17 protein-coding genes and 1 riboswitch are annotated in these 26,223 nt (G+C 64.7%); of the genes, 9 read left to right on the top strand and 8 right to left on the bottom strand.

Going from position 1 to position 26,223, the window contains the following annotated elements:
* Positions 1–36: 36 nt before the first annotated feature.
* The 5 genes from BLR66_RS08640 to ilvC all read right to left on the bottom strand — a co-directional run bounded on the left by BLR66_RS08640 (position 37) and on the right by ilvC (position 5,960).
* The gene (locus tag BLR66_RS08640) at positions 37–1,590 is read right to left on the bottom strand and encodes a 2-isopropylmalate synthase (RefSeq protein WP_093284606.1); all 1,554 of its coding nucleotides are present in this window, start codon (positions 1,588–1,590) and stop codon (positions 37–39) included.
* Positions 1,591–1,595: 5 nt separating this feature from the next.
* Entirely contained in the window at positions 1,596–2,738 is a 1,143-nt protein-coding gene (locus tag BLR66_RS08635; protein ID WP_093284602.1) for a threonine dehydratase, read from the bottom strand.
* Between the two features lie 207 nt (positions 2,739–2,945).
* Positions 2,946–3,206, bottom strand: coding sequence for an ACT domain-containing protein (locus BLR66_RS08630; RefSeq protein ID WP_093283387.1), 261 nt, complete (start codon positions 3,204–3,206; stop codon positions 2,946–2,948).
* Positions 3,190–4,941 (bottom strand): acetolactate synthase 2 catalytic subunit, encoded by a 1,752-nt coding sequence (gene ilvG / locus BLR66_RS08625; protein ID WP_093283382.1) that lies wholly within the window; start codon positions 4,939–4,941, stop codon positions 3,190–3,192. Before ilvG ends, BLR66_RS08630 begins: the two co-directional genes overlap by 17 nt.
* A complete protein-coding gene (gene ilvC, locus BLR66_RS08620) occupies positions 4,938–5,960 on the bottom strand; it encodes a ketol-acid reductoisomerase (protein ID WP_093283377.1) in 1,023 nt (340 codons plus the stop codon). Before ilvC ends, ilvG begins: the two co-directional genes overlap by 4 nt.
* Before the next feature lie 414 nt (positions 5,961–6,374).
* Between ilvC and ilvD the strand changes: the two genes are divergently transcribed.
* Positions 6,375–8,258, top strand: coding sequence for a dihydroxy-acid dehydratase (ilvD, locus tag BLR66_RS08615; RefSeq protein ID WP_093283372.1), 1,884 nt, complete (start codon positions 6,375–6,377; stop codon positions 8,256–8,258).
* Between the two features lie 254 nt (positions 8,259–8,512).
* Here ilvD and BLR66_RS18875 read toward each other — a convergent pair whose 3' ends face one another.
* Complete coding sequence (locus BLR66_RS18875; protein WP_176943803.1) at positions 8,513–8,983, bottom strand: hypothetical protein; 471 nt, start codon at positions 8,981–8,983, stop codon at positions 8,513–8,515.
* A 258-nt stretch (positions 8,984–9,241) separates the two neighbouring features.
* Entirely contained in the window at positions 9,242–11,167 is a 1,926-nt protein-coding gene (locus BLR66_RS08605; RefSeq protein WP_093283363.1) for a CASTOR/POLLUX-related putative ion channel, read from the bottom strand.
* Between the two features lie 153 nt (positions 11,168–11,320).
* A riboswitch (TPP riboswitch) is annotated at positions 11,321–11,425 on the top strand.
* Positions 11,426–11,491: 66 nt separating this feature from the next.
* Between BLR66_RS08605 and thiC the strand changes: the two genes are divergently transcribed.
* From thiC to BLR66_RS08585, 5 genes are all read left to right on the top strand, one after another.
* A complete protein-coding gene (thiC, locus tag BLR66_RS08600) occupies positions 11,492–13,369 on the top strand; it encodes a phosphomethylpyrimidine synthase ThiC (protein ID WP_093283359.1) in 1,878 nt (625 codons plus the stop codon).
* A 110-nt stretch (positions 13,370–13,479) separates the two neighbouring features.
* Positions 13,480–14,076, top strand: a complete 597-nt coding sequence (locus BLR66_RS08595) for a DUF4136 domain-containing protein (RefSeq protein WP_255402348.1) — start codon at positions 13,480–13,482, stop codon at positions 14,074–14,076.
* Positions 14,073–14,237, top strand: coding sequence for a hypothetical protein (locus tag BLR66_RS19195; RefSeq protein WP_176943802.1), 165 nt, complete (start codon positions 14,073–14,075; stop codon positions 14,235–14,237). Before BLR66_RS08595 ends, BLR66_RS19195 begins: the two co-directional genes overlap by 4 nt.
* A gap of 40 nt (positions 14,238–14,277) precedes the next feature.
* Positions 14,278–14,976 carry an ion channel gene (locus BLR66_RS08590; RefSeq protein WP_093283354.1) on the top strand — a complete coding sequence of 233 codons (699 nt, stop codon included), beginning with the start codon at positions 14,278–14,280 and terminating at the stop codon, positions 14,974–14,976.
* Between the two features lie 184 nt (positions 14,977–15,160).
* A complete protein-coding gene (locus tag BLR66_RS08585; RefSeq protein WP_093283350.1) occupies positions 15,161–17,965 on the top strand; it encodes a TonB-dependent receptor plug domain-containing protein in 2,805 nt (934 codons plus the stop codon).
* 33 nt (positions 17,966–17,998) lie between these two features.
* On the opposite strand, the gene BLR66_RS08580 is transcribed toward BLR66_RS08585, so the two are convergent.
* Positions 17,999–19,561 (bottom strand): tetratricopeptide repeat-containing sulfotransferase family protein, encoded by a 1,563-nt coding sequence (locus tag BLR66_RS08580; protein WP_093283345.1) that lies wholly within the window; start codon positions 19,559–19,561, stop codon positions 17,999–18,001.
* Between the two features lie 430 nt (positions 19,562–19,991).
* Here BLR66_RS08580 and BLR66_RS08575 point away from each other — a divergent pair, with 430 nt between their 5' ends.
* The 3 genes from BLR66_RS08575 to BLR66_RS08565 all read left to right on the top strand — a co-directional run bounded on the left by BLR66_RS08575 (position 19,992) and on the right by BLR66_RS08565 (position 26,223).
* On the top strand, positions 19,992–22,259 hold the full coding sequence (locus tag BLR66_RS08575) for a winged helix-turn-helix domain-containing protein (RefSeq protein WP_176943801.1): 2,268 nt from the start codon (positions 19,992–19,994) through the stop codon (positions 22,257–22,259).
* A gap of 134 nt (positions 22,260–22,393) precedes the next feature.
* The gene (locus BLR66_RS08570) at positions 22,394–23,350 is read left to right on the top strand and encodes a helix-turn-helix domain-containing protein (RefSeq protein ID WP_093283335.1); all 957 of its coding nucleotides are present in this window, start codon (positions 22,394–22,396) and stop codon (positions 23,348–23,350) included.
* Positions 23,351–23,415: 65 nt separating this feature from the next.
* Positions 23,416–26,223, top strand: coding sequence for a TonB-dependent receptor (locus BLR66_RS08565; protein WP_093283330.1), 2,808 nt, complete (start codon positions 23,416–23,418; stop codon positions 26,221–26,223).

Here is a 26,223-nt window from a genome sequence, read left to right as displayed (position 1 = left end):
GGATGACGTCGGAAAAATTTTGGGCCATAGAAGCCATCACGCCTCCGCCATCTCCGATTTCGCCTTGGTCCCGTTGCGTTGGCGCAGCAGCCGGTTGGCCACGTCCAGCCAGGCCAGTGCGCTGGCTTCGATGATGTCCTTGCTGGTGCCGGTGCCGTCGTACTCGGCGCCTTCGTAGCGCACGCTCAGGTTGGCTTCGCCGCGCGCATCGCGGCCCAGGCCCACGCTGTGCACCTGGTAGCTTTCCAGCACCAGATCCACGCCGGTGGCCATGGCCAGCGCCGCGAACAGCGCATCGACCGGGCCGTCGCCTTCGGCGGTTTCGAACACGCGGTCGCCGTCCGGATCGGACAATTCAACGGTGGCGCGCGCGCGATGGCCTGCGTCGCTGACGGTCATCGACGAAAGCCGGTAGCCCTCGCTGTCGGCGCCGTCCTGCATCAGGGTCTGCAGGTCGTTGTCGTGGACCACGCGCTGCTTCTCGCACAGGGCCTTGAAGGAGGCGAAGACCAGATCCAGTTCCGATTCTTCCAGCAGGTAGCCCAGCGCGCGCAAACGCTGTTCCACCGCCGCGCGGCCGCTATGGCGGCCCAGCACCATCTGCGAGGACGGCCAGCCCACGTCTTCCGGACGCATGATTTCGTAGGTGCCGCGATGGCGCAGCATGCCGTGCTGGTGGATGCCGGCTTCGTGCGCGAATGCATTGGCGCCGACCACCGCCTTGTTGCGCTGGACCGGCATGCCCACCAGGCGCTGCAGCAGCTGCGAAGTGGGCACGATGCGGTTGGTGTCGATATTGGTATCGGCGCTGAAGTACGCGCCGCGTACTTTCAGGCTCATCACCACTTCTTCCAGCGCCGCATTGCCGGCGCGCTCGCCGATGCCGTTGACGCTGCATTCCACTTGGCGCGCACCGCCTTCGATGGCCGCCAGCGAATTGGCTACGGCCAGGCCCAGGTCGTTATGGCAGTGGGTGCTGAAGATCACATCGCGCGCGCCCGGCACGTTGGCGATCATGCGTTCGAACAGGCCGCGGATTTCGGTGGGCGTGGTATAGCCGACGGTATCGGGCAGGTTGATGGTGCCGGCACCAGCGGCGATCGCCGCGGCGATCGCTTCGGCCAGGAAATCCTCTTCGGTGCGCAGGGCGTCCTCGGCGGAGAACTCCACGTCATCGACGAAGCCGCGCGCGGCGGTCACGCTGCGGGCTACCGCTTCCAGCACCTGTTCGCGGCTCATGCGCAGCTTGTGTTCGCGATGCAGCGGACTGGTGGACAGGAACAAGTGGATGCGCGGACGCGCAGTGCCGTCCAGCGCGCGCGCCGAGGCCTCGATGTCGCCCGGCAGGCAGCGCGACAGCACGCACAGGCTCGTGTCGCGCAGTTCGCGCGAGATCAGCGCCGCCGCCTCGCGGTCGGATTGCGAACTGGCGGGGAAGCCGGTCTCGATGACATCGACGCCAAGCTCGGCCAGCGCACGGGCCATGACCAGTTTTTGCGAAGGCGACATGCTGCAGCCGGGGGACTGTTCGCCATCGCGCAGGGTGGTGTCGAAAATCCGGACCTGGGCCGGGGTTGCGGTTACTGGAATGTCGCTCACCAGGTGTACTCCTCTTCGGTGACGGCGCGACGCGCAACGGGCGCATCGACGGTAATGGGGCTGGACAAGGAAACGGGAGGAACCAAGCCGGCGCCGGAACGTACGGGCTCGACCGGATGCAGTTCCTGCGTGCGCCGGCGCGGCTTGCGCGGCGCGCGCGGGCGCACGTCGGAAAGCAGGCCGGCCAACACCGTGGCATCGATGTTGCCGCCGGAGACCACCGCGCATTTTCGCTTGCCGGAGACGCGACGGCCAGCGGCCAGGGCCAGCGCGCCTGCGCCCTCGGCGATTATGTTCTCTTCCAGGGCCAGCCGGACCAGGGTTTCGCGCAATTCGGCTTCACGCACGATCACCACATCGTCCAGCAGGCTGGCGCATAGGCGGCGGGTCAGGAAGCCGGGGACTTTCACCCGCACGCCGTCGGCCAGGCTGGCCGCCGGGTCGATCAGCCGGCTGTCGCCCTTCAAGGCGCGCGCCATCGAATCCACGCCTTCCACCTGTGCCCCGACCACGCGCACGCCCTGCGATTTCAACGCCAGCGCCACGCCGGAAGCCAGGCCGCCGCCGCCGATGGGCACGATGACCACGTCCGGCGCATGCGGTGCGATCTCGATGCCGACCGTGCCCTGGCCGGCGATCACGTCGGGATCGTCGAACGCGGACAGGAAACGGTAATCGTTCTGCGCCGCCAACTCGCGCGCGAACGCGTAGGCCTCGTCGTAGCTGTTGCCGTGCTGGCGCACGGTCGCGCCCCAGTGGGCGACGCCGGCGATCTTGTTCTCCGGCGCGCCATGCGGCATCACCGTGATCGCCTGCACGCCCAGGCGGTACGCGGCCCAGGCCAGCCCTTGCGCATGATTGCCAGCCGAGGCCGCGATCACCGGACGCAGATCGCCGCGTTCGCGCGCGGCCAGCAAGGCGTTCAACGCGCCGCGTACTTTGTAGGAACCAGTGCGCTGCAGATTCTCCAGCTTCAGCATCACGCCGAAGCGTTCGGCATGGTGCATCGGCGTCGGCGGCAGGTAGCGCCGCAGGCGCGCCTGCGCCGCCAGCACGTCGGCCACGGTGACGACTACGTCGCTTACCTCAGGCTCGGTTACAGCGGGTTCGTTGCTGGCGGTGGCGCGTGAATCAGGCATGGAGATGCGCAAGGCGTGCGGACGACGCTGGAAGAAGACGCCTCCGTGCAGCTTTGGTCATGCAAGCCAAGGCGGGAGCTGAAGAGCAAATCCCCCTCGATCCCCCTTTTTCAAAGGGGGAAGCGGAATGCGGGATCCGATTTTTTCCTGAAACCCGGAACACTCCCCCTTTGAAAAAGGGGGGCAGGGGGGATTTGCTCTTGACGTTCACGACACAACCTCCGCCGGCGCGACTTCCACCGCCGTGATCTCCACCGACACGCAGTCGTACACCTTCAGCATCTGCAGGCGCAGGGTTTCGGCCGGGCGCTGCCCGTCGACCACCAGTTGCAGGCGCCAGCGGCCGTCTTCGCCGGCCGGTTCGCCATTGATGGACTGCGGGGTGAAGCCGCGGCGCTCGGCCATGCCGATCACGCGCGTCAACGCGCCTTCGGCGGGCTTCAGCACCAGGTCAAGCCGGTAGCGCATGCGGGGACTCCGTTCGCGGCTGTGTTGCGTTGGATTCGGCGGCGGCCTGATCGGCCGGATTGCTGTCCAGCATGGTGCTGTTGGCGGTGTTGGGCGGCACCAGCGGCCACACGTTGGCCTTGACGTCGATGGCCACGTGCAGCAGCGCGGGGCCGGGTTGCGCCAGCAGGTCGGCCAGTGCGTCTTCCACCTGGTCGCGGCGGTCGATGCGCTTGGCGGGAATGCCGAATACTTCGGCCAATGCGGCGAAGTCCGGGTTGTCGGACAGGTCGATCTCGCTGTAGCGCTTGGCGAAGAACAGTTCCTGCCACTGCCGCACCATGCCCAGCGAACTGTTGTCCAGCAGCACGATCTTCACCGGCAACCGGCAGCGGGCGATGGTCACCAGTTCCTGCACGTTCATCATGAAACTGCCGTCGCCGCTGACCAGCAGCACGGTACGGTCGGGGCAGGCGAATTGCGCGCCCATCGCCGCCGGTAGGCCGAAACCCATGGTGCCCAGCGCGCCGCTGGTCAGGTGGTTGCGCGGATGGTTGAACTTGCAGTGCTGCGCCACCCACATCTGGTGCTGGCCGACATCGCAGGCGACGATGGCGTCGTCCGGCGCCAGTTCTGTCATGCGCTTGAGCAGCGCCGGCGCGTAGATGTCGGTGCCGGGCGCGTCGTAGCGGAAGCCGTGCTTTTCGCCCAGCATGCGGCAGCGTTTGCGCCACTCGTCGCAGGTAGTGCGCGCGCCGACCAGCGCGCGCAGGCCCGCGGCGACGTCGCCGGGTACGGCGATGTTGGCGGTGCGCAGCTTGGAGATTTCGTAGGCATCGGCATCCAGGTGGATGACGCGTGCGAACGGCGCGAACTCGGCCAGTTTGCCGGTGGCGCGGTCGTCGAAGCGTGCGCCGACCACGATCAGCAGATCCGATTCCTGCACGGCCATGTTCGCCGCGCGGGTGCCGTGCATGCCCAGCATGCCCAGGTAGTTGGGATGGCCGCCGGGCAATGCGCCCAGTCCGCGCAGGGTCAGCACGGTGGGGATCTGGGTGGCTTCGACGAACTCGCGGAACACCTCCACCGCACCGGCCAGGCCGATGCCGCCGCCGCCGTAGATCACCGGCTTTTCGGCGCCGGCGATCGCGGCCAGCGCTTCGGCCAACGCGGCGTCGGCAGGTGGGGGCGGTAGTTCGACTTCGGCCGGCACGTGATCAGGCAGATGCGAGGCATCGGCGACCTGCACGTCCTTGGGCAGATCGATCAGCACCGGACCGGGCCGTCCTTCGCGCGCGATGCGGAAGGCGTCGCGCACGATTTCCGGCAGGTCTTCCACGCGCCGGGCGATGAAGCTGTGCTTGACGATGGGCAGGGTCAGGCCGAACACGTCCAGTTCCTGGAACGCATCGGTGCCCATCAGATGGGTGGCGACCTGTCCGGTCAGGCACACCATCGGCACCGAATCCAGCATCGCATCGGCGATGCCGGTGACCAGATTCGATGCGCCGGGACCGGAGGTCGCGACGCAGACGCCGACACGGCCGCTGGCGCGCGCGTAACCGTTCGCCGCCAGCGCCGCGCCTTGTTCGTGGCGCACCAGGATGTGTTTCAGCTTGGAATCCACCAGCGCGTCGTAGAACGGCATGATGGTGCCGCCGGGGTAGCCGAACAGCGTTTCCACGCCTTCGGCCTCCAGCGCCTGGGTCAGCCAGCGGGCGCCATTGCGTGGGGCAGCGGCGGCGGTTGCGTTCATGCGGCGGCGGCCTTCTCTGTCGAAGTGGCGTCGTCGGCGTCGGGCTGCGAAGCGTTGGCCGACAGCCACACCATCTTGGCGCGCAGCTGCTTGCCCACCACTTCGATCGGGTGTTCCATGTCGGCCTTCTTGAACTTGTTGTAGTTCGGCAGGCCGGCTTCGTATTCGGCGATCCAGTTCCTGGTGAAGGTGCCGTCCTGGATGTCGGTCAGGATGTCCTTCATGCGCTTCTTGGTGTCGGCGTCGATCACCCGCGGGCCGCTGACATAGTCGCCGTACTGCGCGGTTTCGGAGATGAATTCCAGCATGCGGGTGATGCCGCCTTCGTAGAACAGGTCCACGATCAGCTTCAGTTCGTGCAGCACTTCGTAGTAGGCGATTTCCGGCTGGTAGCCGGCTTCCACCAGGGTTTCGAAGCCGGCCTGCACCAGCGACGAGGCACCGCCGCACAGCACGGCCTGCTCGCCGAACAGGTCGGTCTCGGTCTCTTCCTTGAAGGTGGTCTTGATGATGTTGGCGCGCGCGCCGCCCAGGCCGGCGGCGTAAGCCAGCGCCAGCGCTTCGGCATTGCCGCTCTTGTCCTGGTACACGGCGTAGATGCAGGGCACGCCGCGGCCGATCTCGTACTCGCGGCGCACCAGCGCGCCCGGGCCCTTGGGCGCCACCAGCACCACGTCGATATCTTCGCGCGGCTTGATCAGGTCGAAATGCACATTCAAACCATGCGCGAACAGCAGGCAGGCGCCCGGCTTGATGTTGTCCTTCAAGACTTCGTCATAGAGCTTGCGCTGGACCATGTCCGGGGTCAGCACGGCGACCAGGTCGGCATCCTTCACCGCCTCGGCGGGCGTCTTCACCACGAAGCCGTCGGCTTTCGCCTTGGCTTCGGTCGGACCGCCCGGACGCAGGCCGACGGTGACGTCGAAACCGGATTCGCGCAGGTTCAGCGCGTGCGCGCGGCCCTGGCTGCCGTAACCGACGATGGCGATCTTGGTGTTGGGGAGGTTGCTGGTGGTCATTGCGCTGGGTTCCATGGAAGTTGAAGGGAAGGTCTGGGGATTTCTACTAGTCTGGAAACAAAAAACCCCGCACTTCTCAGTGCGGGGTTTTGCGAATCTGGCGTTGCTGTTGCTTACACGCCTATTCGTCCCGCACCGGTTGGCGAGGTAATAAGTACGAGGACGAGGAGGGCGGCCGCAGGGGCGGCGTGGCCATCTTGTTCAGGCGTGATCTGCGTGGGCGTGTGGCGTTGCAACATAGGGCTAGGGGAACATGCGGTTATAGGGCTTGTCAAGCACACCAACGCCCATGGCGACCAATTGCGGACAAGGCCGGAAATGGTTGCAACTGAAACACCGATAGTTGCAACTGAAACGTTGAAAACGACGCAGAATCAACACCCCCACAAGCAAGCGCTGTCCGCGTGTCGCCCCATGCCTGAGTACCGCTCCAGAACCTCCACCTACGGCCGCAACATGGCCGGCGCGCGTGCGCTGTGGCGCGCCACCGGCATGAAGGACGGGGACTTCCAGAAGCCCATCGTCGCCATCGCCAATTCCTTCACCCAGTTCGTGCCGGGCCATGTGCACCTGAAAGACCTGGGGCAGCTGGTCGCGCGCGAGATCGAACGCGTCGGCGGCGTGGCCAAGGAATTCAACACCATCGCGGTCGACGACGGCATCGCCATGGGCCACGACGGCATGCTGTATTCGTTGCCGAGCCGCGAGATCATCGCCGACTCGGTGGAATACATGGTCAATGCGCATTGCGCCGATGCGCTGGTGTGCATCTCCAACTGCGACAAGATCACTCCGGGCATGCTGATGGCCGCGTTGCGGCTCAACATCCCCACGGTGTTCGTTTCCGGCGGGCCGATGGAAGCGGGCAAGACCAAGTTGTCCGAGCACGGCCTGGATCTGGTCGATGCCATGGTCGTGGCCGCTGACGAGAGTGCGTCGGACGCCAAGGTCGCCGAGTACGAGCGCAGCGCGTGCCCGACCTGCGGCTCGTGTTCGGGCATGTTCACCGCCAACTCGATGAACTGCCTGACCGAGGCATTGGGCCTGGCCCTGCCGGGCAACGGTTCCACGCTCGCCACGCACTCGGACCGCGAACAGTTGTTCCTGCGCGCCGGCCGCGTCGCGGTGGAGCTGTGCCACCGCTGGTACGGCGGCGAAGACGCTTCGGTGCTGCCGCGCTCCATCGCCAGTTTCGAAGCCTTCGAGAATGCGATGACTTTGGACATCGCCATGGGCGGTTCCACCAACACCATCCTGCATCTGCTGGCCGCGGCGCAGGAAGCCGAGGTGGATTTCGACCTGCGCGACATCGACCGGCTTTCGCGCAAGGTGCCGCAGCTGTGCAAGGTCGCGCCCAACATCCAGAAGTACCACATGGAGGACGTGCACCGCGCTGGCGGCATCATCTCCATCCTCGGCGAACTGGCGCGCGGCGGATTGCTGCACACGCACCTGCCTACCGTGCACAGCCGCAGCCTGGGCGAAGCCATCGCGCAATGGGACGTGACCCAGACCCAGGACGAAGCGGTGCACACTTTCTACAAGGCCGGACCCGGCGGCGTGCCCACGCAGGTGGCTTTCAGCCAGTCCGCGCGTTGGAAGACGCTCGACGTCGACCGCAGCGGCGGCTGCATCCGCGACGTCGGCCACGCGTATTCGCAGGAGGGCGGCCTGGCCGTGCTGTACGGCAACCTTGCCGTGGACGGTTGCGTGGTGAAGACCGCGGGCGTGGACGAATCCATCCATGTGTTCGAAGGCAGCGCCAAGGTGTTCGAGAGCCAGGACGATGCGGTGAAAGGCATCCTGGCCAATGAAGTGGTCGCCGGCGATATCGTGGTGATCCGCTACGAAGGGCCCAAGGGCGGGCCCGGCATGCAGGAGATGCTGTACCCGACCAGCTATCTGAAATCCAAAGGCCTGGGCAAGCAGTGCGCGCTGCTGACCGACGGACGTTTCTCCGGCGGCACCTCCGGTTTGTCCATCGGCCATGCCTCGCCGGAAGCGGCCGCAGGCGGCGCCATCGGCCTGGTGCGCGAAGGCGACCGCATCCGCATCGACATTCCGCAGCGGTCGATCGACCTGCTGGTGACCGAAGCGGAACTGGCCCAGCGCCGCACCGAACAGGACGCCAAGGGCTGGAAGCCGGCGGCGCCGCGCCCGCGCAAAGTCACCACCGCGTTGAAGGCTTATGCCTTGCTGGCTACCAGCGCCGACAAGGGCGCCGTACGCGACAAGGCGATGCTGGACGGCGAGCCGGCGCGCCCCGGCTCCGACACCCCGCTGTGGGGTGTGTTTTAAAGGGCGTTTCCAAGGCCGGTGTTCGCGTCGAACACACGCCGCATCGTCACGACCTGCTCAGGACGCAGCAGAGAGTCATCGAAGTGGGGAGGTTTGCGCCCGTTTGCCCGCATTGATCGAACACAACGGCCAAGGAGCGATGCGCATCAGAGTCGATGGAGACCGCATGCACCAACCCGCGCGGATCCTTGGGCATGTCCCTGCATGATGATGGGACGAAGTAGATGTCGAACATGGGCGTATCAGGACCACGTTCAACGCCGCAGCATCGAGCGGTAGTAGTCCGCAAGCGCACCGTACGGAAGCAGAGCACCGGCAACCTTCGTCAGCACCTGCACGTCGCCTTCCTCTTTGCGGAAATGGACCGTGACGCCGGAAGGAAGCAGCATCACCTGTTCCTCGCCCAGGTCGAAGCGTGTCGCGCCCTCGAAGGCGCTGGCGGCCTGCGAGGGCCCGGCGATGTTCGAGAAACCGGGCAGATCGCAGTGGTCGAAGAAGTCGATGGTGTCGTGCGAGAAATTCTTTCCAGGGTCGAAGTGGAGGTTGAGGCTCCAGCCGTCGAAGTCGAAGGTGTAGACGGTCCCTGCCCCCGCGCGCCATTGCTCATCGGCGTCTTGTTCGCAGGCTGTCTCTTCCGGAACGCTCATGCCAGCGGCCAGATGCACGGCGCCTCGCTCGAGGTAGCGCAGCAGGTCGAGCTGCCCGGCGATGGTTTGCTTCAACATCCGATGCCTTTCTTGAGATTGCGCTCCAGGTGCGCGAACCCGGCGCCCTGTCGCGTGAATGCCGACTTCGCCGCAGCCGCGGTGTCCGCCATTCTTTTGGCGTTCGAAGGACTCTGAAGCCAGGAGTTGACGGACTGCTGGATTCTCGACCACTGTGCCGGGGTCTTCTGCGCAATGCTACGCGCTCGTGGTAGTGCGTTCTTGCCTGGCCCGGTCAAGGCGGGCTTAAGCAAGCTTCGCGAACCGGACGCCACTGCTTCAGTCCTCGGCCAGCACGATGATCTTGTCGTGTTCTGAGAAACCGACTCGCTGCGATTTGGTCGGGTTCACGGTGACGCCGAAGCCGCGGCCGGGGTCGTTGCTGTGTGCGACCAGACGATAGCCGATGGCGGTTTCGCCGCGCCGCGCCGCGGCCTCGATCACGGTGTAGAAGTCCACGGGTCTGCCGGGCAGCACGTAGTCGCTGGCGGGACGGATGTAGACCTCGGAGCCCTCGGCGCTGAACAGCTGGCGGAAGACGCGGTCCAGGTGCTTGTTCTCGGAAAGCTGCGACAGCATCAGGCTGACCAGCGAGTCGCTGACGATGAAATCGTCGGCGCGCGCGACCTGCGCCAGCGCGCGATTGCGCAGGTCCATCATCTCGCTGACGATGTTGAGCGGTTTGCCGCTGGCCTCGGCGATGTTGCGCAAATGCAGCAGACTGATCAGGGTCTGGGCATCGGCTTCCTGGATCGGCAGCTGGCTGTAGCTCATGACGATGATGTGGTGGTATTGGGCGACCTGCACGGCATCCAGCATGGCGCGGCTGGCGATGTCGCCTTCGATCACCTGCAGGCGCTGGCGCTGCAGTTCCGCCGCCAGCGTCTTCCAATCGGAGTCGCCGGTGCTGTTGCCGATATCCGCGCGGCGCACGACGGTGATTTCGGAACCGGGCGCCACGTAGTTGTCCAGTTCGCGTATCACCGCGGTGGTCTTGTCGTTCCAGCCCAGGATCAGGGTGCGTTCCGGGGAGGCTTCCGCTTTCTCCTTGTCGGCGATTGCGCTCGCATCCGGTTTGGGTGGGGGCGAGGTCGACTGGATCAGGGTGTCGTCGTCTTCGCTGATGGCGATGATCTTGTCGTTGCGGGCCAGGATGGTGTTCATCGGCGGATTGATCAGCACTTTGCCATGGGTGCGCATCACCCCGATCACGGCCGAGTCCTCGTAGCTCGACAGCGCTTCGCGGTAGGTCCTGCCGCCCAATCCGGCCGCCTCGGTGAAATAGATCTCGGCGCCGTCGAAATCCAGCAGTTCCGTGTACACCACGCTGAGGCCGGACTGCCGGCAGGTCTGCGCGGTCACGCGGGCGATCAGGTCGGAGCCCTGCACGAACACGGCTTCGTCGCCGCCTACCAGGTGGGCGGCTTCCAGGTTATGCGGTTCGCGGATTTCGGCGACGATGTGGTAGCTGCTTTCGCGCCGGTGCGGATTGTTGGTGATGGCCAGCACCGACTTGATCACGTGGATGTCGGGATTATCGGTGGCCGGCGCCAGCACGATGATGGAGCGCGCCGCATGCGGATCGACGACGGCCAGGTCGTCCATGTCCAGCGGGTCGCCGCTGCGGCAGATGACGCGGGTGTTCTTGGTGTTGGGGAGCTTGGCCCGGATATCGTCCTCCATCTCGACCTTGTCGCGGTCGGCCAGGATCACGATGCGCGGGTTCTTCTGGTTCTCGTTGGCGATGATCAGTTCGCCGATGATCGAGAACACCTTGCTGGACCAGCCCAGGATCAGCGTGTGGTTGGATTCGACCACCCGCGAGCGGCCCTTGCGCAGTTCGCCCAGCCGCGACTCCAGACCGGAAGTGATGGTGCCGATCAGCATGCTGACGATGAAGATGCCGCCCAGCGTCACCAGCAGCATCATGATGCGCAGGGTCCAGCCCTCGTCGCCGGACATCGTGCCCGGATCCAGGGTACGCATCAGACTTTGCCAACCGCCTTCGACCAGACCCAGCCGGCTGCCGGGATCGCCCGGATCCGCACCGACGCCCAGCAGCGCCAGGACGACGGCGGCCAACAGCACGATGCTCAGGGAAATCAGCGCCAGCCAGCCGATGATGGCGATGGTTCCCCGGGAGAGCGTGTTTTCGAAGCGGTAACGCAGGCGGTCGCGCCAGGTGATGCGTGTGGGTGCGGACATAGCGGAAGTCGATTGCCCCGGGAGAAGTAGAGCCGATTGTCGCCGCAGGGCGAGGGCATTGCCTAGGCATAGGGTGGGCTCAAGCCCGTCACGTGGAACCGGCGATCCGATTCAACGCCGCAAGGCGACCCCCGCCGGTTTGTGGTCTAATTCGCCCCGAAGCGGGGGTATCGCCGGCCCGGTGGGGCGGCGGTTGAGACAGACCCTTCGAACCTGATCCGGTTAAGACCGGCGTAGGGAAGCTTCGCAGGACGCCCATGATCCCCGCGATCGCCTGCCGTCCATGCGCCGCCGCTTCGTCCCGCATTCCTTTGGACGAACGCCATGAACGCAGTGCCTTCCTCGCTGTTGCAGCAGACCGACCAGCTTTCCGAATCCGTGACCCGGCCCATCCCCGGCTCGCGCAAGATCTTCGTGCAGGGTTCGCGCCCGGATATCCAGGTGGCGATGCGCGAGATCGCGCAGACGCAGACGCCCACCCTGTTCGGCGGCGAAGAGAATCCGCCGATCACGGTCTACGATCCGTCCGGTCCGTACACGGATCCGAACGCGCATATCGATCTGTCGGTCGGCTTGCCTGCCTTGCGCGCCAAGTGGATCGAAGAACGCGGCGATACCGAGCGCCTGTCGCAATTGAGCTCCGAATTCGGCCGCGGCCGCGAAACCAACGCGCGCCTGGACGCGGTGCGTTTCCCCGGACGCACCCTGCCGCGCGTGGCCAAGGCTGGCGCCAACGTCAGCCAGATGCATTACGCACGCAAAGGCATCATCACTCCGGAGATGGAATACGTCGCCATCCGCGAGAACCAGCGCCTGGACGCGGTGCGCGATGCGCTGCTGTTGAAGCAGCACCCCGGCGAATCCTTCGGCGCCAGCATCCAGAAATTCATCACTCCGGAATTCGTGCGCGACGAGATCGCCCGCGGCCGCGCCATCCTGCCCAACAACATCAACCACCCGGAAAGCGAGCCGATGATCATCGGCCGCAACTTCCTGACCAAGATCAACGCCAACATCGGCAACAGCGCGGTGTCCTCGGGCATCGCCGAGGAAGTGGAGAAGCTGGTGTGGTCGATCCGCTGGGGCGGCGACACGGTGATGGATCTGTCCACCGGCAAGCACATCCACGAAACCCGCGAATGGATCATCCGCAACTCGCCGGTGCCCATCGGTACCGTGCCGATCTACCAGGCGCTGGAAAAAGTGGATGGACGCGCCGAGGAACTGACCTGGGAAATGTTCCGCGACACCCTGATCGAACAGGCAGAGCAGGGCGTGGACTACTTCACCATCCATGCCGGCGTGCTGCTGCGCCATGTGCCGCTGACCGCCAAGCGCGTGACCGGCATCGTCTCGCGAGGCGGTTCGATCATGGCCAAGTGGTGCCTGGCGCACCATAAGGAGAACTTCCTCTACACGCACTTCGAGGACATCTGCGAAATCATGAAGGCCTACGACGTGGCCTTCTCGCTGGGCGATGGCCTGCGCCCGGGCTGCATCGCCGACGCCAACGACGCCGCGCAATTCGGCGAACTGGAAGCGCTGGGCGAGCTGACCAAGATCGCCTGGAAGCACGACGTGCAGACCATGATCGAAGGCCCCGGCCACGTGCCGATGCAGATGATCAAGGAGAACATGGACAAGCAGTTGGCCGAATGCGGCGAGGCGCCGTTCTACACCTTGGGGCCGCTGACCACCGACATCGCGCCGGGCTACGACCACATCACTTCCGCCATCGGCGCGGCGATGATCGGCTGGTTCGGCACCGCCATGCTCTGCTACGTGACCCCGAAGGAGCACCTGGGCCTGCCCAACCGCGAAGACGTGCGCGACGGCATCATGGCCTACAAGATCGCCGCGCACGCCGCCGACCTGGCCAAGGGCCATCCCGGCGCGCAGGTGCGCGACAATGCGCTGAGCAAGGCGCGCTTCGAGTTCCGCTGGGAGGACCAGTTCCACCTGGGCCTGGATCCGGAGAAGGCCAAAGACTTCCATGACGAAACCCTGCCCAAGGACGCGCACAAGCTGGCCCACTTCTGTTCCATGTGCGGCCCGCATTTCTGTTCGATGAAGATCACCCAGGACGTACGCGACTACGCGGCCGAACACGGGGTGGAAGAAGCCGCGGCATTGGAAGAGGGCATGGCGGAGAAATCGGCCGAGTTCCGCGCTGCCGGCGCGCAGGTCTACCACCAGGGCTGAACGGAGTGGGGAAGGTCTGCGACCTTCCCCCGGCCTGCCGCGTACCTTCACCGAGGACGAATGAACCGGTGCTAGGTTCTGTCCACCACGGAAGCCCAGGAGATATGGCCATGCAGGTTCAAAGACGTTTCACTCTCGCAATGCTGGGTGCGCTGGCCTTGTTGCTGGCCGCTTGCGCCACCGGTCCGCGCATCACCAGCGAGGCCGATCCGGAAGCGGATTTCGGCAGCTACCGCACCTTCGGTTTCTACACGCCGCTGGCGCTGGAGAAGGAAGGCTACGCCACGCCCACCACCGACCGCATCAAGGCCGCCACGCGCGCGCAGCTGGAATCGCGCGGCTATACCTACACCACCCAGCAGCCCGATCTGTGGGTGAATCTCAACGCGTACATGCAGGAACGCACCGACGTCACCTCTTACCCGACCGTCGACTACAACTATTACTACAGCTACCGGGCCCGCGCTTACTTCGCCATGCCCTATTGGCGCGATCAGACCCAGGTGCATCAGTACACCGAAGGCACGCTCAACGTGGATCTGGTGGACCGGCAGAAGAACCGCCTGGTCTGGGAAGGCATCGCGGTGGGTCGCGTGGCCAAGCTCAAGCCCGCCGAGCGCGCCGCACGGATCGATTCGACCCTGGCCGATATCTTCGCCCGCTACCCGTACCGGGCCGGCAGCGCCGTACCTGCGGTGCAGCCGTGAGCGGGGGCGCCACGGTCGCCAAGGCCGGCATCGGCTTCGGCACGGCGCTGGCGATCACCATTTCATGGAGCGCCAACAAGTCGCTGCTGTGGGCGGTGATCCACGGCCTGCTGTCGTGGGTCTACGTGGTGTACTACGCGCTGGTATACCACTTCAAATGAAGCGCCATTTCAGAATGACACTTCAGATGAAACGTCACGCATGACCCTGTCGTCGGCCTGGCTGCGCTGGCTGGTCACCGCGCGCCGGCATCCGTCCGCCTTCCTGCTGCTGGTGCAGCTCGGCGGCGTGCTGCTGTACCCGGCGATGGAGGACACCCAGGCCGGTCGCGCCGTGTTCGGCGCCTTCGGCATCCTGGTGCTGGCACTGGCGCTGTGGGTGGTCAACCGCAGCGCCTCGATCAACTGGATCGCCTGGTGCATCGCGGTGCCGGCGGTGGTGTTGTCGCTGCTTTCCGCATGGGCGCAGACGCCCGGGTTGCTGGTCTACGCGCATCTGCTGGAAGGCGCGCTCTATTTCTATACGGCCGCGAGCCTCACCGTCTACATGCTGCAGGACCACCGGGTCACCCGCGACGAACTGTATGCGGCGGGCGCCACCTTCACTCTGCTGGCCTGGGCGTTCGCTTTCGCTTATTCGGTATGCCAGCAGTGGTATCCGGGCAGCTTCATCGCGGCGGTCAATCCGCAGGATCCGCGCACCTGGATGGAGTTGCTGTTCCTGAGTTTCAGCGTGCTGTCCAGCGTGGGCCTGAGCGACATCGTTCCGGTGCGGCCCGAGGCGCGCGCGCTGGTGATGTTCGAATCCTTCGCCGGAGTGATGTACATCGCCCTGGTGGTGTCGCGATTGATCGGGCTCACCACGTTGAGGACGGCTGCGCGCAACGACGATCCGCACTGACCACGCGTCGATCGTCCCACGCCGGTTACCGGAGCCGAGGGCGCCGCAGCTGTTAAATCTTCGGCAATCGCGACAATCCGCGTCAACCACTACAGCAATCCGGATCAACTGGGTCTCCCCGCCTGCATGCCATCGTACGAATACGCACACCGTGCGACTCGTTTCGAACAGGTAAGGGGACACCATGAACCGCAAACTACTGGCCACCGCCATCTGCGCCGCATTGGCGTGGCCGTTGGCCGCCACCACCGTACATGCGCAGGAAGCCGCCAGCCAGGCGGACGCCGACCAAGACGAAGACGCCACCGAACTCGACCGCATACTGGTCACCGGTTCGCGCATTCCTCGCGCGCAACTGGAAACCGCTTCGCCGGTGATCACCATCAGCGCCGAGGACATCCAGCGCCAGGGCTTCCGCAACGTCTCCGACGTGCTGCGCGCGCAGCCGTTGGCGACCGGCGCGGTGCAGGACAACCAGTACGCGGGCAGCTTCACTTCCAACGCTACCACCATCAGCCTGCTGGGCCTGTCGCCCAGCTTCACCCTGATCCTGATGGACGGCCGGCCGTTGGCCGACTACCCGCTGCTCTACAACGGCCAGAGCAACTTCACCGACCTGACCAGCATTCCCACCGCGATGGTGGAGCGGATCGAGATCCTGCCCGGCAACCAATCCTCGATCTACGGTTCGGCCGCCATCGCCGGCGTGGTCAACATCATTCTGAAGAAGCGGCTGGACGGGATGCAGCTGGACGCGCGGGTCGGCGGCTACTCCGGCGGCGGCGGCGACAACGAGCGCCTGCAACTGACCGGCGGCAAGGCCTGGGACAATCTGGACATCACCTATGGCCTGCAATACAGCCATCAGGATCCCATCTACATGCGGCAGCGGGATTTCACCGACACCACCGACGACAACCCCAACCCCAACCTGCGCTACGGCAGCCGCACCTTCATCATCCTCAACGGTTTCACCGGCCAGTACGACGACCCGGGCGTGGGCTGCGACAACGTGGCGGCCAATTTCGACGGCACCACCATGCGCGATTTCCGTCCCGGCCGCGGCTTCTTCTGCGGCAGCCGCGCCCAGCCCGGCTACGCCACGCTGTTGAACGAGGAACAGGGAGTGTCTGCCTACTTCAATTCCAACTTGCGGATGGGCGACAACGCCAATTTCTACACCAGCATCCTGTATGGAAAAAACGAGGCGAAGAACGACTCCGGTTCCCGCTTCTGGATCCCCAACTACAACGACGGCACCGACGGCTACATCTGGAACCAGACCGAACAGACCCTGGAAACCTATCAGCACATCTTCTCGCCGGAGGAACAGGGCATCACCAACTTCACCACCGATTCACGCTCCTACAACATCGCCCTGGGCGTCAACGGCACCATCGGCGATTCGAACTGGGACTACGACGTCTACTACAGCCGCTCCGGCTACGAAGTGAAATCCGACCAGCTGTGGCCGCTGGTGGACGAGATGGACGCCTTCTTCCAGGAGCAGTTCCTGGGTCCGCAACTGGGAACCTACTACGGCTATCCGGTGTACGAGCCCAACAAGCTGGCGTTCTACCAGTCGATCACGCCGGAGCAGTTCCGCGCGTTCTCCGGCAACTTGCGCAACACCTCTTCCACCTGGACCCACAACTTCAACGTGCAGGTCACCAATCCCGATCTGTTCCAACTGCCCGCCGGTTCGGTGGGCGTGGCGGGCGTGTTCCAATTGGGATATCAGCACTGGGACAATCCGGTGGATCCGGGCGTCAGCGGCGACGACTACTTCGGACTCAGCGGCACCAGCGGCAGCGGAAACCGCGCCAACCGCGCGGTCGGCGTGGAGTTCAGCATCCCGTTGCTGAAGTCGCTGACTGCCAGCGTTTCCGGCCGCTACGATTCCTACAAGAACATCCGCGCCGGATCCGACGCCAAGGCCACTTACAAGGTGGGCCTGGAATTCCGGCCGGTCGACAGCCTGCTGCTGCGCGCCAACTATGCCACCGCGTTCCGCGCCCCGGACATGGGCTATGTGTTCACCGGCGGCAACGGTTTCTTCTCCTCGCAGACCGACTACTACAAGTGCGAAACCTACGGGCCGAATCCCGAGTGCCCGTTCGAGGGGCTGTCGCTGGAAGGCGTGCAGGTGGCGAACCCGGATCTGAAATCGATCACCGCCAAGTCCTACGGCTTCGGTTTCGTCTGGTCGCCCAGCGACCGCTATGAGCTGCGCGCCGACTACTACAACGTCCGCATCGAGGACGAAGTGCTGCCGCAATCCTTCTCGCGCACGTTGTTCGACGAGAACGAGTGCCGGCAAGGGCGGTTGGACATCAACTCGCCCACTTGCGTGGATGCGCTGTCGCGTATCCAGCGCGGACCGCTCAACGCCAATCCCCTGCTCAGCGAATCGGTGCAGCTGGTGACCATCAAGGCGATCAACATCGCCGAAGAACAGATCAGCGGCATCACCGCAGGCGGCAGCGCGCGTTTCGATTGGGGCCGCTGGGGCGAGTTCGGCTTCGGCCTGGACTACAACCTGACCCTGGACCACACCACCGTTACTTTTCCCGGCGATCCGGAAACCGACCTGCTGTCGCCGCAGCAGGCGCTGAGCGCGGAATTCAAGAGCGTGCTGACCGGCGACATCAGCTGGCAGAAGAACGACTGGTCGGCCAACCTGCATGGCATCCGCTACGGTTCCACGCCCAACTACGCAGCCCAGTTCGGTGTCGACACCACGCCCGGCACCAGTCAGGGCAGGGTTGGCCCGCACATGCTGTACAACCTGAGCGTGAGCTACGACTTGACCGAAAAGAGCGCGCTCAGCCTGACCGTGAACAATGTGCTCAATACCAAGCCGCCGTTCGACCGTACCTACGACGGCTCGCAGGGTTTCGCACCGCCGTTCTACAACATCTTCGCCTACAACGGTTACGGGCGGGCGTTCTGGGTCCAGTACCGGATCGATTTCGGAACCAACAATTGAAGCCAACCGGAAGGCCGCCGGTACGGCCTTCCTTCAGTCGGCTGCGGCAAGCGCGCGCTGCAGCGGCAGCAGCGGTCCGGCATAGCGACGCCACTCGCCCGATGCGCGCTGATGGATCGGCGCGCGGACCTGGGCGCTGCTGAGGGTCGCCACCGGTGCGCGGTTGCCGGCGGTGTCCAGGCATTGGGCTTGGAACGGAAGCCCGCAGAAATCGAGCACGCGACGCGCCGTCGAATCGGTGTCCCGCACCAGTGCATCGTAGGCGACATCCAGCACGAAACCGGGCGCGACCTGGTGCCAGTGCGCCATCAGCCTGCGGTATTGGCGGTAGTGGTGGGCCAGCGATTCAAGATCGTAACTGTAGGCGTAGGCATCGCCGAACAGCGCGCGGTAATTGGAGAAGCAGACCTCCACCGGTTCGCGGACCATGTGCAGGATCTTGGCTTGCGGCAGCGCCTGGCGAATGAAACCCACCAACATGAAGTTGGGCGGCAATTTGTCCACGTAATAACGACGGTCGCCGGCGCGCCACTGGGTCTGCTGCAGGTAACGCTTGCCCAGCAGGGCCGCATCCAGCGTCCGCGTGGCTTCCAGCAGGGGCAGGTCCAATAGCGGGTGACCATGGCGATCCGCAGTCCAGCGCAATTGCTTCGGCAGGTCGGCCAGCTCGCCGACCGGTGCGACTTGTGAGTGGTTGCCGACGATCCGTTCGAGCAGGGTCGTGCCCGAGCGCGGCATGCCGACGATGAAGATCGGTTGCGGGCCGTTGGCCGGCGCGGCTTCTGCCACTTGCGACGGTTGCGGGAACCGCTCGATCAGCGCATCGAACACCGCTTCCTCGGCATTCGCGTCGTAGCCCAGGCGCTGGTGCATGATGTCGTTGCCCCGTTGCAGCGCTTCCCATGCCTGGTCATGGCAGCCAATATCGTCGAGCTCCTTGTGCAGCGCGAATTCGACGGCGGCGTGATCCTCGCCGCCCTGCGGCACCAGCGTCAGACGCGCGCGCAACGTGTCGAGGTGGTTGCTGTCTGCGGTCTGGCGGCGGATGCGGGCCAGGGTCAGCGAAGCGCGGCCGAAACTGGGGCCTTTGGCCAGACAGGATTCCAGTTCGGCTTCGGCCTCGGCGATGCGCCCGTTGAATTGCAGTTGCAGTGCGTGGAAATAGAGGAAATCGGCATCGTTCAGCCCCGCCGCGCGCGCGCGTTCCATCAGTGCCAATGCTTGTTCATGCTGGCCCAGGCCCTGACGCACATGGGCCAGGGCCAGCAAAGCCGGGCCCGAGCGGCTGCGCGCGATTTCCGGATGCTGCAGGCATTGGAGCGTAGCGGTCGTTTCACCGAGCTTGGCGAGCGACTGGGCCACGCGGCAGATCAAATGCATATCCGCGGGCAGCGACGGCAGCGTGGCGATCAGTTGTTCGGCGGCACCGCGCACGCCGCCTTGGGCCAGGATCACCCCGGCCAATAGCAGCCGCACGGGGGCCGCATCGGAATGGGCGCGCAGCAGAGTCTGCAGTTGCGCGGCGGCCTGGTCCCAGCGGCGCGCAGCCACGTGCTGCTGGGCCTGCGCCCAGGTGGCGCTGTCGGCAGGATTCATGGGCATGCCTCCACTGCCGGAGCACCTGCCATATTGCAGTTGCGTGGGTTCATGAATGCCATGGAACATTGAACCACACCACACTTGCAAGCCGTGTCCGATACCAACGGCACATGCAGTCGGACAAGGGTGGCAAGATGCTGCGATGCAAGCGTCGTGTCGTCCGCGTTAGTCGGCCGAAGCGGCCGGATAAAAAAATTGCGCCGACCGGCGCAATTGGGAAGAACCACCGCAGACGAGAGAGAGGGCGCCTGCGGCTCGGTACACGGGATCTTGTAGTCATAAATTTAATAGCCTGTCTGGCAACGTGCTGTGCGGCATGCCGACACCCGCTTTGCGAAGCTTGTCGCGAAGCTTGTCCAGCTGTTTGCTCCAGCGTGTTTTGTCCCGATCGTTGTGCACACTATTCATCCGGAATCCAACACCACACATGCTCAATCCCCGCTCCCAGCCGATTTACCAGGAATCCGACCGTTTGCGGGTCGGCGAATTCGTGGTCGATGTGCCGCGCAGGGAGGTGGGGGCGGGCAACGGACATGAACCGACCCGGCTCACGATCAAATCCCTGCACGTATTGCTGGCGCTGGCCGGACAGCAGGGCAAGGTGGTCAGCCGCGAAGCGTTGCTGGAATGGGTCTGGCCCGACACCTTGCCCACCGACGACGTGCTGACGCAGGCGATAGGCCAGCTGCGCAAGGCTTTCGGCGACGATCGCGACGCGCCGCGCTACCTGGAAACCATTTCCAAAGGCGGGTACCGTCTGCTGGCGCCGGTGGAATGGCTGGACAACGCTCCGCTGTCCCCTGCAGAGGCGGTCTTGGTGGAAAGCGAAGCCGCCGCGGTCGCCCGCATTGCTGCGCCGCCCTCGCCGCCTCGCGGCAGCAGACGCGCCTGGATGGTTGCGGCGATCGCGCTAGTGAGCGTTGCCGGCGCCGCGGCGGTCTGGCATTTCGCCCAGCGCGCGCCCGTCGCGGCACAAACGGCATCGGCGGCCGGCCCCGCGGCGGTGGAACCTCCGCTGCCTTTCGTGACCATCACTTCCAGACCGGGGCGCGAGGTCGACGCCAATCTGTCGCCCGACGGCTCCATGGTTGCCTATGTGCAGATCGACGAAAAGGGCCACGGCACCATCGTGTTGCAGACTACGGTGCACGTGCCGCCGCGTCCGCTGACTTCCACGCCCGCCGGCTACAGCGACACCATGCCGGTGTGGTCGCCGGATGGACGCACCATCGCCTTCGCCCGTTTCGATGCCAGCAGCCGCTGCCAGATCATGCTCATCGCCGCAAGCGGCGGCAACGAACGCAAGATCGCCGATTGCTTCGCGGGCAGCGCTTCGAGTTACGACTGGACGCCCGACGGCAGCGGCCTGCTGATGGGCCTGGAAACCAAGTTGCCCGGCGAACGCAGCAGCCCCTTGCGCTTGCTGGATATCGCCAGCGGGCAATGGAAAGCGCTGGATTATGCGATTTCCGAAGGCGACATCGACATCGACCCGCGTTATTCGCCGGATGGGAAATGGATCGTGTTCCGCCGGGCCATCTCGCTGTCGGATCTGTGGAAGATGCCGGCCACGGGCGGTACGCCGCAACGCCTGACCCACGTGAAGAGCGACATCCGCGGCTGGGACTGGCTGCCGGATGGCAGCGGCCTGATTTTCAGTTACATCGGCAACGACATCGGCATATTCCGCTACGACATGGCCAGCGGTGCGGTCACTCACCTGAAGGTGGACGGCTTCGCGGTCTTCCCTGACATAGCCCGCAATTCGCCTGCGTTGGCATTTACCGTCGATCAGTCCACGTCAGGCATTTTCCGCCTGACGCTGCCTTCTACTCCCGATGGAAAAGTAGTCAAGGAGCGCGTGTTTCCGTCCAGCCGCTCCGATATGCTGCCGGCGATCTCGCCCGACGGCCGCACCCTGGCTTTCATTTCCGATCGCGGTTCGCGCCTGGAATTGTGGGTGGGCGAAGTGGGAAAACCCGATAGCGCGCGGCCTGTGCAAGGCATGATGCCGATTCCGCGCCATGTTCCGGTCTGGTCCGAGGACGGCAGCAAGATGCTGGTGGTCGCCAAGCGCGACGACCAGCAGACGCTTTACGAAGTCGAAACGGAAAGCGGGCGCATCCATCTGTTGCCCGTGCCGGCGCCCAGCCCTATCTATGCGGCTTATACGCCGGACCCGAATCTGCTGCTGGTGGGATCGGATAGCGGAGAGGGCCGATTGCGCGTGGTCCTGTACGACCGGTCCAAGACGCCATGGCGCGAGATATCGAGCCTGCAAGATGTGGCGCTGGTGCGTTTCGATGCACCCAAGGACCGTATCTACTTCACGCGTGTGACCAAGCCGGGCATCTGGAGCGCAAGTCCGATGCTGGACGATCTGAAGATGCTCGACGCGTATCGGCCACGCATGGCCAAGGACTACAAGCGCTGGGCGATCGGACCGGACGGCGTGTACTACATGGATTGGAGCGAACAATGCGCCACCGGCTGGATCAAGATGGGCGCGCCCGATAAGCAGCCAGCGTACTGTCTCGACCGCGAAGTGGAAGCCTGGGCGCTGCCGCCCACGATGGACCGTACCGGCAAGAATATTTTCCTCACGCTGGATGTCTCCAACAACGCCGATATCGGCTTGGCCGACATTTCGTCCATGACTTCCGGCACGGCGGTTGCGAAGCGCTCGGAGGATTGACCGCTCGCGCAACCCGTTGAAGCGCAAGGGAGTTGCGGAATTTTGGAAAGATATCGGAAAAATTTCGGCGTGATTTCCTGAGATTCGGAGCCACCTGCATCAAACCAAAGGCCAATCCCCCAAAGGAAACGGCCATGAAGATGCAAACCGCGTGGATAGATCGCAACCAGTTGCTCGAAGTCGGCGCCGACTTCAACAATCCTGAATTGGTCGGAGTGGTGGCGGTGAGCCGCACCGGCAGCATCGTGCTGCAGTCGCCGCTGGTTTCGTTCTGGGTGGTGGTGCGCGGCAGCGCCGACCTGGAAGCGCGTGAAGGCCGCTTTCACCTGCGGGCGGGCGAGTGGGTGGTGCTGGAGCCGGATTCGCGCCCTTCGGTGTATGCCGAACGCGGCAGCCTGGTCCTGGGCGTGACTCTGTCGCAGGCCATGCGGCCGCGGATCAAGCAGTTCACGCATCTCGATCTGCATACCGGACGGGGCGAACTGGACAGGAGCGAGCTCCGCCAATGCCTGCGGCTTTGGCGCCAGAGCGGATTGTTCGGCAAAAGCGGACGCGTCTACGCCAGCGACGAAGTGAATCCGCTGGTGCCGCTGCTTCGCCATATCTGCAATGTGCAGTACGACTTCAGGCGCCTGATCGACCACTGCCCGGGGCGCTCCATGCGCCGCAAGAGCCAGGTGTTCGACCGCATGCAGCGCGCGCGCCTGTTCCTGGAAGGCAACGTGGACCGCAACGTGCGCCTGGCCGAGCTGGCCGAACTCAGCAACGTCTCCACCTGGTATTTCACCAAGATCTTCCATGCGCTCTACGGGGAAGGCCCGCAGGCCATGGCCGCGCGCCTGCGCCTGCGCCGGGCCGCACGCCTGCTGGCTGAGACCATGCTGTCGGTCAGCGAGATCGGCGCGGTCTGCGGGTTCGAGAACAACTGCAGCTTCTCGCGGGCTTTCCGCGAGCGTTACGGCACGCCGCCCTCGCTCTATCGGCTGGAGGCCAAGGGCGGCGGTGCGCCAGAGACCGCATCGGGCGTCACGCCAGACTCCGCACAGTCACGCGGCAGCGAAGGCAAAGCAGTCCTCGCGTTCGGTACGTAACTTCGTCGGGCGTTAACAGACTCCTAACGAATCACGTACTCATCACGAAACACGGAGATCCACCCATGATCTACAAGACACTACGGCGCGCGTCGCTGCCGGCCGGCATCGCTTTGATCCTGGCGTCGCCGCTGGCGTTCGCGCAGGAAACCGAAACCGAGCAGGACGCCACCACCCTGGACCGCATCGAGGTCACCGGTTCCAACATCCCACGCACGCAGTTGGAAACCTCTTCGCCCGTGCAGGTGATCTCGCGCGAGCAGATCGACCGCACCGGCAAGGCGACCATCGCCGAATTCCTGCAGACCCTGACCGCCGATGGCGCCGGTTCGATTCCAAAATCCTTCGGCACCGGTTTCGCGGGCGGCGGCGCGGGCATCTCTCTGCGCGGCCTGGGCGCGTCTTCGACCTTGGTGCTGCTGAACGGCCGGCGCATCGCCCCCTACGGCCTGGCCGACGACGGACAGAAAGTCTTCACCGACCTCAGCGTCATCCCGATGGATGCGGTGGAACGCGTCGAAGTGCTGAAAGACGGCGCCTCGGCCATCTACGGTTCCGACGCCATCGCCGGCGTGGTCAACATCATCCTGCGCCGCGATTTCACCGGCGTCACCGGCAAGGCTTCGTACGGCATCTCCGGCGACAGCGACGGCAATGCGCGCAAGGCTTCCTTCACCGCCGGCGTCGGCAACCTGGCCGAAGACGACTTCAATGCTTTCGTCAGCATCGACGTCAGCAGGACCGACGGCATCGCCATCAGCGACCGCCGCAACCGCAAGTGGATCGGCAACGGCGACCTGAGCCCGTACGGATACCTGCCTTTCGGGGGTAGTCAGTTCTTCAACCTGGTGGGCAACATCATTCCCGGCGTGATCGATCCCGACACCGGCGAATTGCTGGCCGGTAACGCCACCAACTCGCCCGTCGGCAATATCCGCGGTCCCGATGGGCAGTATGTTTCGCTGCCGGGCTGCGAGGAGTTCCCGGACGTCGGCGTGACTGATCCGAATGGCGGCTGCCTGTGGGAGACGCAGCAGTTCCGCAGCCTGACGCCCAGCGAGGAATTCGGCAATTTCTTCGCACGCGCCACCTTCAAGTTGTCGGATAGTTTCGATCTCTATTCCGAAGTCGGCTACTCCAAGAAGAAGAACACCTTCTACAACACTCCCTCCGGCGTGTCCGGTTCCTGGGGCTATCCGGGCGGTCCGGTCAACGCCAGCAGCGGGCCGGGCGCGACCGTGCTGGGCGCGCTGCATCCGGACAATCCGTTGGGCGTGGATGCGCGCCTGCGCTACGCGGCGTTCGATGTCGGCCCGCGCGTCACCCGCAACACCAACGAGTTCAGGCGCTTCCTGGTCGGCGCCAAGGGCAATTGGGGCGAGTGGGATATCGATACGGCCTACCTGCATTCGTCCACCGCGCTGGTGAACGAGCGCGATGGCTTCCTGCGTTACAGCGCGGTGCGCACCGCATTGACCGATCCCAACAGCCCGGTCGGCTGGTGGCGCATCGGCGACGACGCCGATCTCAACACCCAGGAACTGTACGACTTCATTTCGCCCACCATCCACGCCAACGCTTCGACCACCTTGAACATGATCGACTTCAAGGCCTCGCGCGCGCTGATGGATCTCAAGGGCGGCCCGTTGGGCCTGGCGGTCGGCGCCGAATACCGCCGGCAGTCTGCCAAGCTCTCTCCGCAGAGCTTTACCGACCAGGGCGACATCATCGGCCTGGGCTATTCGGCCTATGGCGGCGTGCAGAAAGTGGCCGTGGTCTATGCGGAAATCGCCGCGCCGGTGACCGAGACGCTGGAGCTGTCGGGAGCGTTCCGCGTCGACAAGTACCAGGGCGGCGACACCGCCACCACGCCGAAGCTGGGCGTCAAATGGAACCCGGCCGACTGGATCGCCTTGCGCGCCAGTTACGCAGAAGGTTTCCGCGCGCCCAACCCGGCCGAGAACGGCGACGGCGGCCTGGCCGGTTTCAGCACGGTTCGCGACCCGGTGCGTTGCCCTGGCGGTGTGCCGGCGCCTGGCGCCACGGCGGCCGATTGCGGTGTGAACCTGGCCATCATCACCACGCCCAATCCGGATCTGGAGCCCGAGGAGTCCAAGAGCTACAACATCGGCATCGTGCTTGAGCCCACCTCTTCGACGACCCTGACCTTCGACGCCTGGCGTATCAAGCGCACCAACGAGATCAACCAGGGCGATACGGAAGAAGCCCTGGCCGCCGGCCGCGGCGTGCGCGGCGACAACGATCTGCCGGGCATCCCCAACAGCGGCACCCTGCTGGCGGTGAGCGTGGACTACATCAACTCGTCCTACACGCAGGTCGAAGGCTTCGATTTCGACATCAACCAGCGCTTCGACATGGGCCGCTTCGGCAAATTGGGGCTGGATCTGCAATGGTCGCGCCTGCGTTCTTTCGAACGCGACGACGGCACCGGCGTGGTCGAGTACGCGGGCACGCACGGCAACTGCGATGTGACCAACTGCATCGGCACGCCGAAGGACCGTGCGAACTTCGGCGCCACCTGGGACGTCGGCCGTTTCAGCCTGAGCAGCGTGGTCAACTACATCGGCAGCTTCAAGAACGTTGCGTTCGAGGGCGACACCTGCGCCAACAGCTTCGCCGACGGTACCGACGCCCCGCGCGGCTGCCGCATCCCGTCGTTCTACACCATCGATCTGTCCGGCCGCTGGAAGGCCACCGATTCGTTTGAAATATTCGCTTCGGTGCTGAACGTGACCGACAAGATCGCTCCGCTGGATCCGTTGACCTACGGCGCGGTCAACTACAACCCGTTGCACTTCAGCGGCGCGGTCGGCCGTTACTACACGGTGGGAGCGAAGTTCAGCTTCAATTGA

It is taken from the genome of Pseudoxanthomonas sp. CF125 (genome assembly GCF_900104085.1).
In the GTDB taxonomy this organism is placed as follows: domain Bacteria; phylum Pseudomonadota; class Gammaproteobacteria; order Xanthomonadales; family Xanthomonadaceae; genus Pseudoxanthomonas_A.
This window is presented reverse-complemented; position numbering and strand designations above follow the sequence as displayed.

Bases quoted from the DNA above. Each gene is read 5' to 3' on its own strand.
- BLR66_RS08635 (WP_093284602.1), bottom strand. From the start codon at position 2,738: ATGCCTGATTCACGCGCCACCGCCAGCAACGAACCCGCTGTAACCGAG.
- BLR66_RS08630 (WP_093283387.1), bottom strand. From the start codon at position 3,206: ATGCGCTACCGGCTTGACCTGGTGCTGAAGCCCGCCGAAGGCGCGTTG.
- ilvG (WP_093283382.1), bottom strand. From the start codon at position 4,941: ATGAACGCAACCGCCGCCGCTGCCCCACGCAATGGCGCCCGCTGGCTG.
- ilvC (WP_093283377.1), bottom strand. From the start codon at position 5,960: ATGACCACCAGCAACCTCCCCAACACCAAGATCGCCATCGTCGGTTAC.
- ilvD (WP_093283372.1), top strand. From the start codon at position 6,375: ATGCCTGAGTACCGCTCCAGAACCTCCACCTACGGCCGCAACATGGCC.
- BLR66_RS18875 (WP_176943803.1), bottom strand. From the start codon at position 8,983: ATGTTGAAGCAAACCATCGCCGGGCAGCTCGACCTGCTGCGCTACCTC.
- BLR66_RS08605 (WP_093283363.1), bottom strand. From the start codon at position 11,167: ATGTCCGCACCCACACGCATCACCTGGCGCGACCGCCTGCGTTACCGC.
- thiC (WP_093283359.1), top strand. From the start codon at position 11,492: ATGAACGCAGTGCCTTCCTCGCTGTTGCAGCAGACCGACCAGCTTTCC.
- BLR66_RS08595 (WP_255402348.1), top strand. From the start codon at position 13,480: ATGCAGGTTCAAAGACGTTTCACTCTCGCAATGCTGGGTGCGCTGGCC.
- BLR66_RS08590 (WP_093283354.1), top strand. From the start codon at position 14,278: ATGACCCTGTCGTCGGCCTGGCTGCGCTGGCTGGTCACCGCGCGCCGG.
- BLR66_RS08585 (WP_093283350.1), top strand. From the start codon at position 15,161: ATGAACCGCAAACTACTGGCCACCGCCATCTGCGCCGCATTGGCGTGG.
- BLR66_RS08580 (WP_093283345.1), bottom strand. From the start codon at position 19,561: ATGAATCCTGCCGACAGCGCCACCTGGGCGCAGGCCCAGCAGCACGTG.
- BLR66_RS08575 (WP_176943801.1), top strand. From the start codon at position 19,992: ATGCTCAATCCCCGCTCCCAGCCGATTTACCAGGAATCCGACCGTTTG.
- BLR66_RS08570 (WP_093283335.1), top strand. From the start codon at position 22,394: ATGAAGATGCAAACCGCGTGGATAGATCGCAACCAGTTGCTCGAAGTC.
- BLR66_RS08565 (WP_093283330.1), top strand. From the start codon at position 23,416: ATGATCTACAAGACACTACGGCGCGCGTCGCTGCCGGCCGGCATCGCT.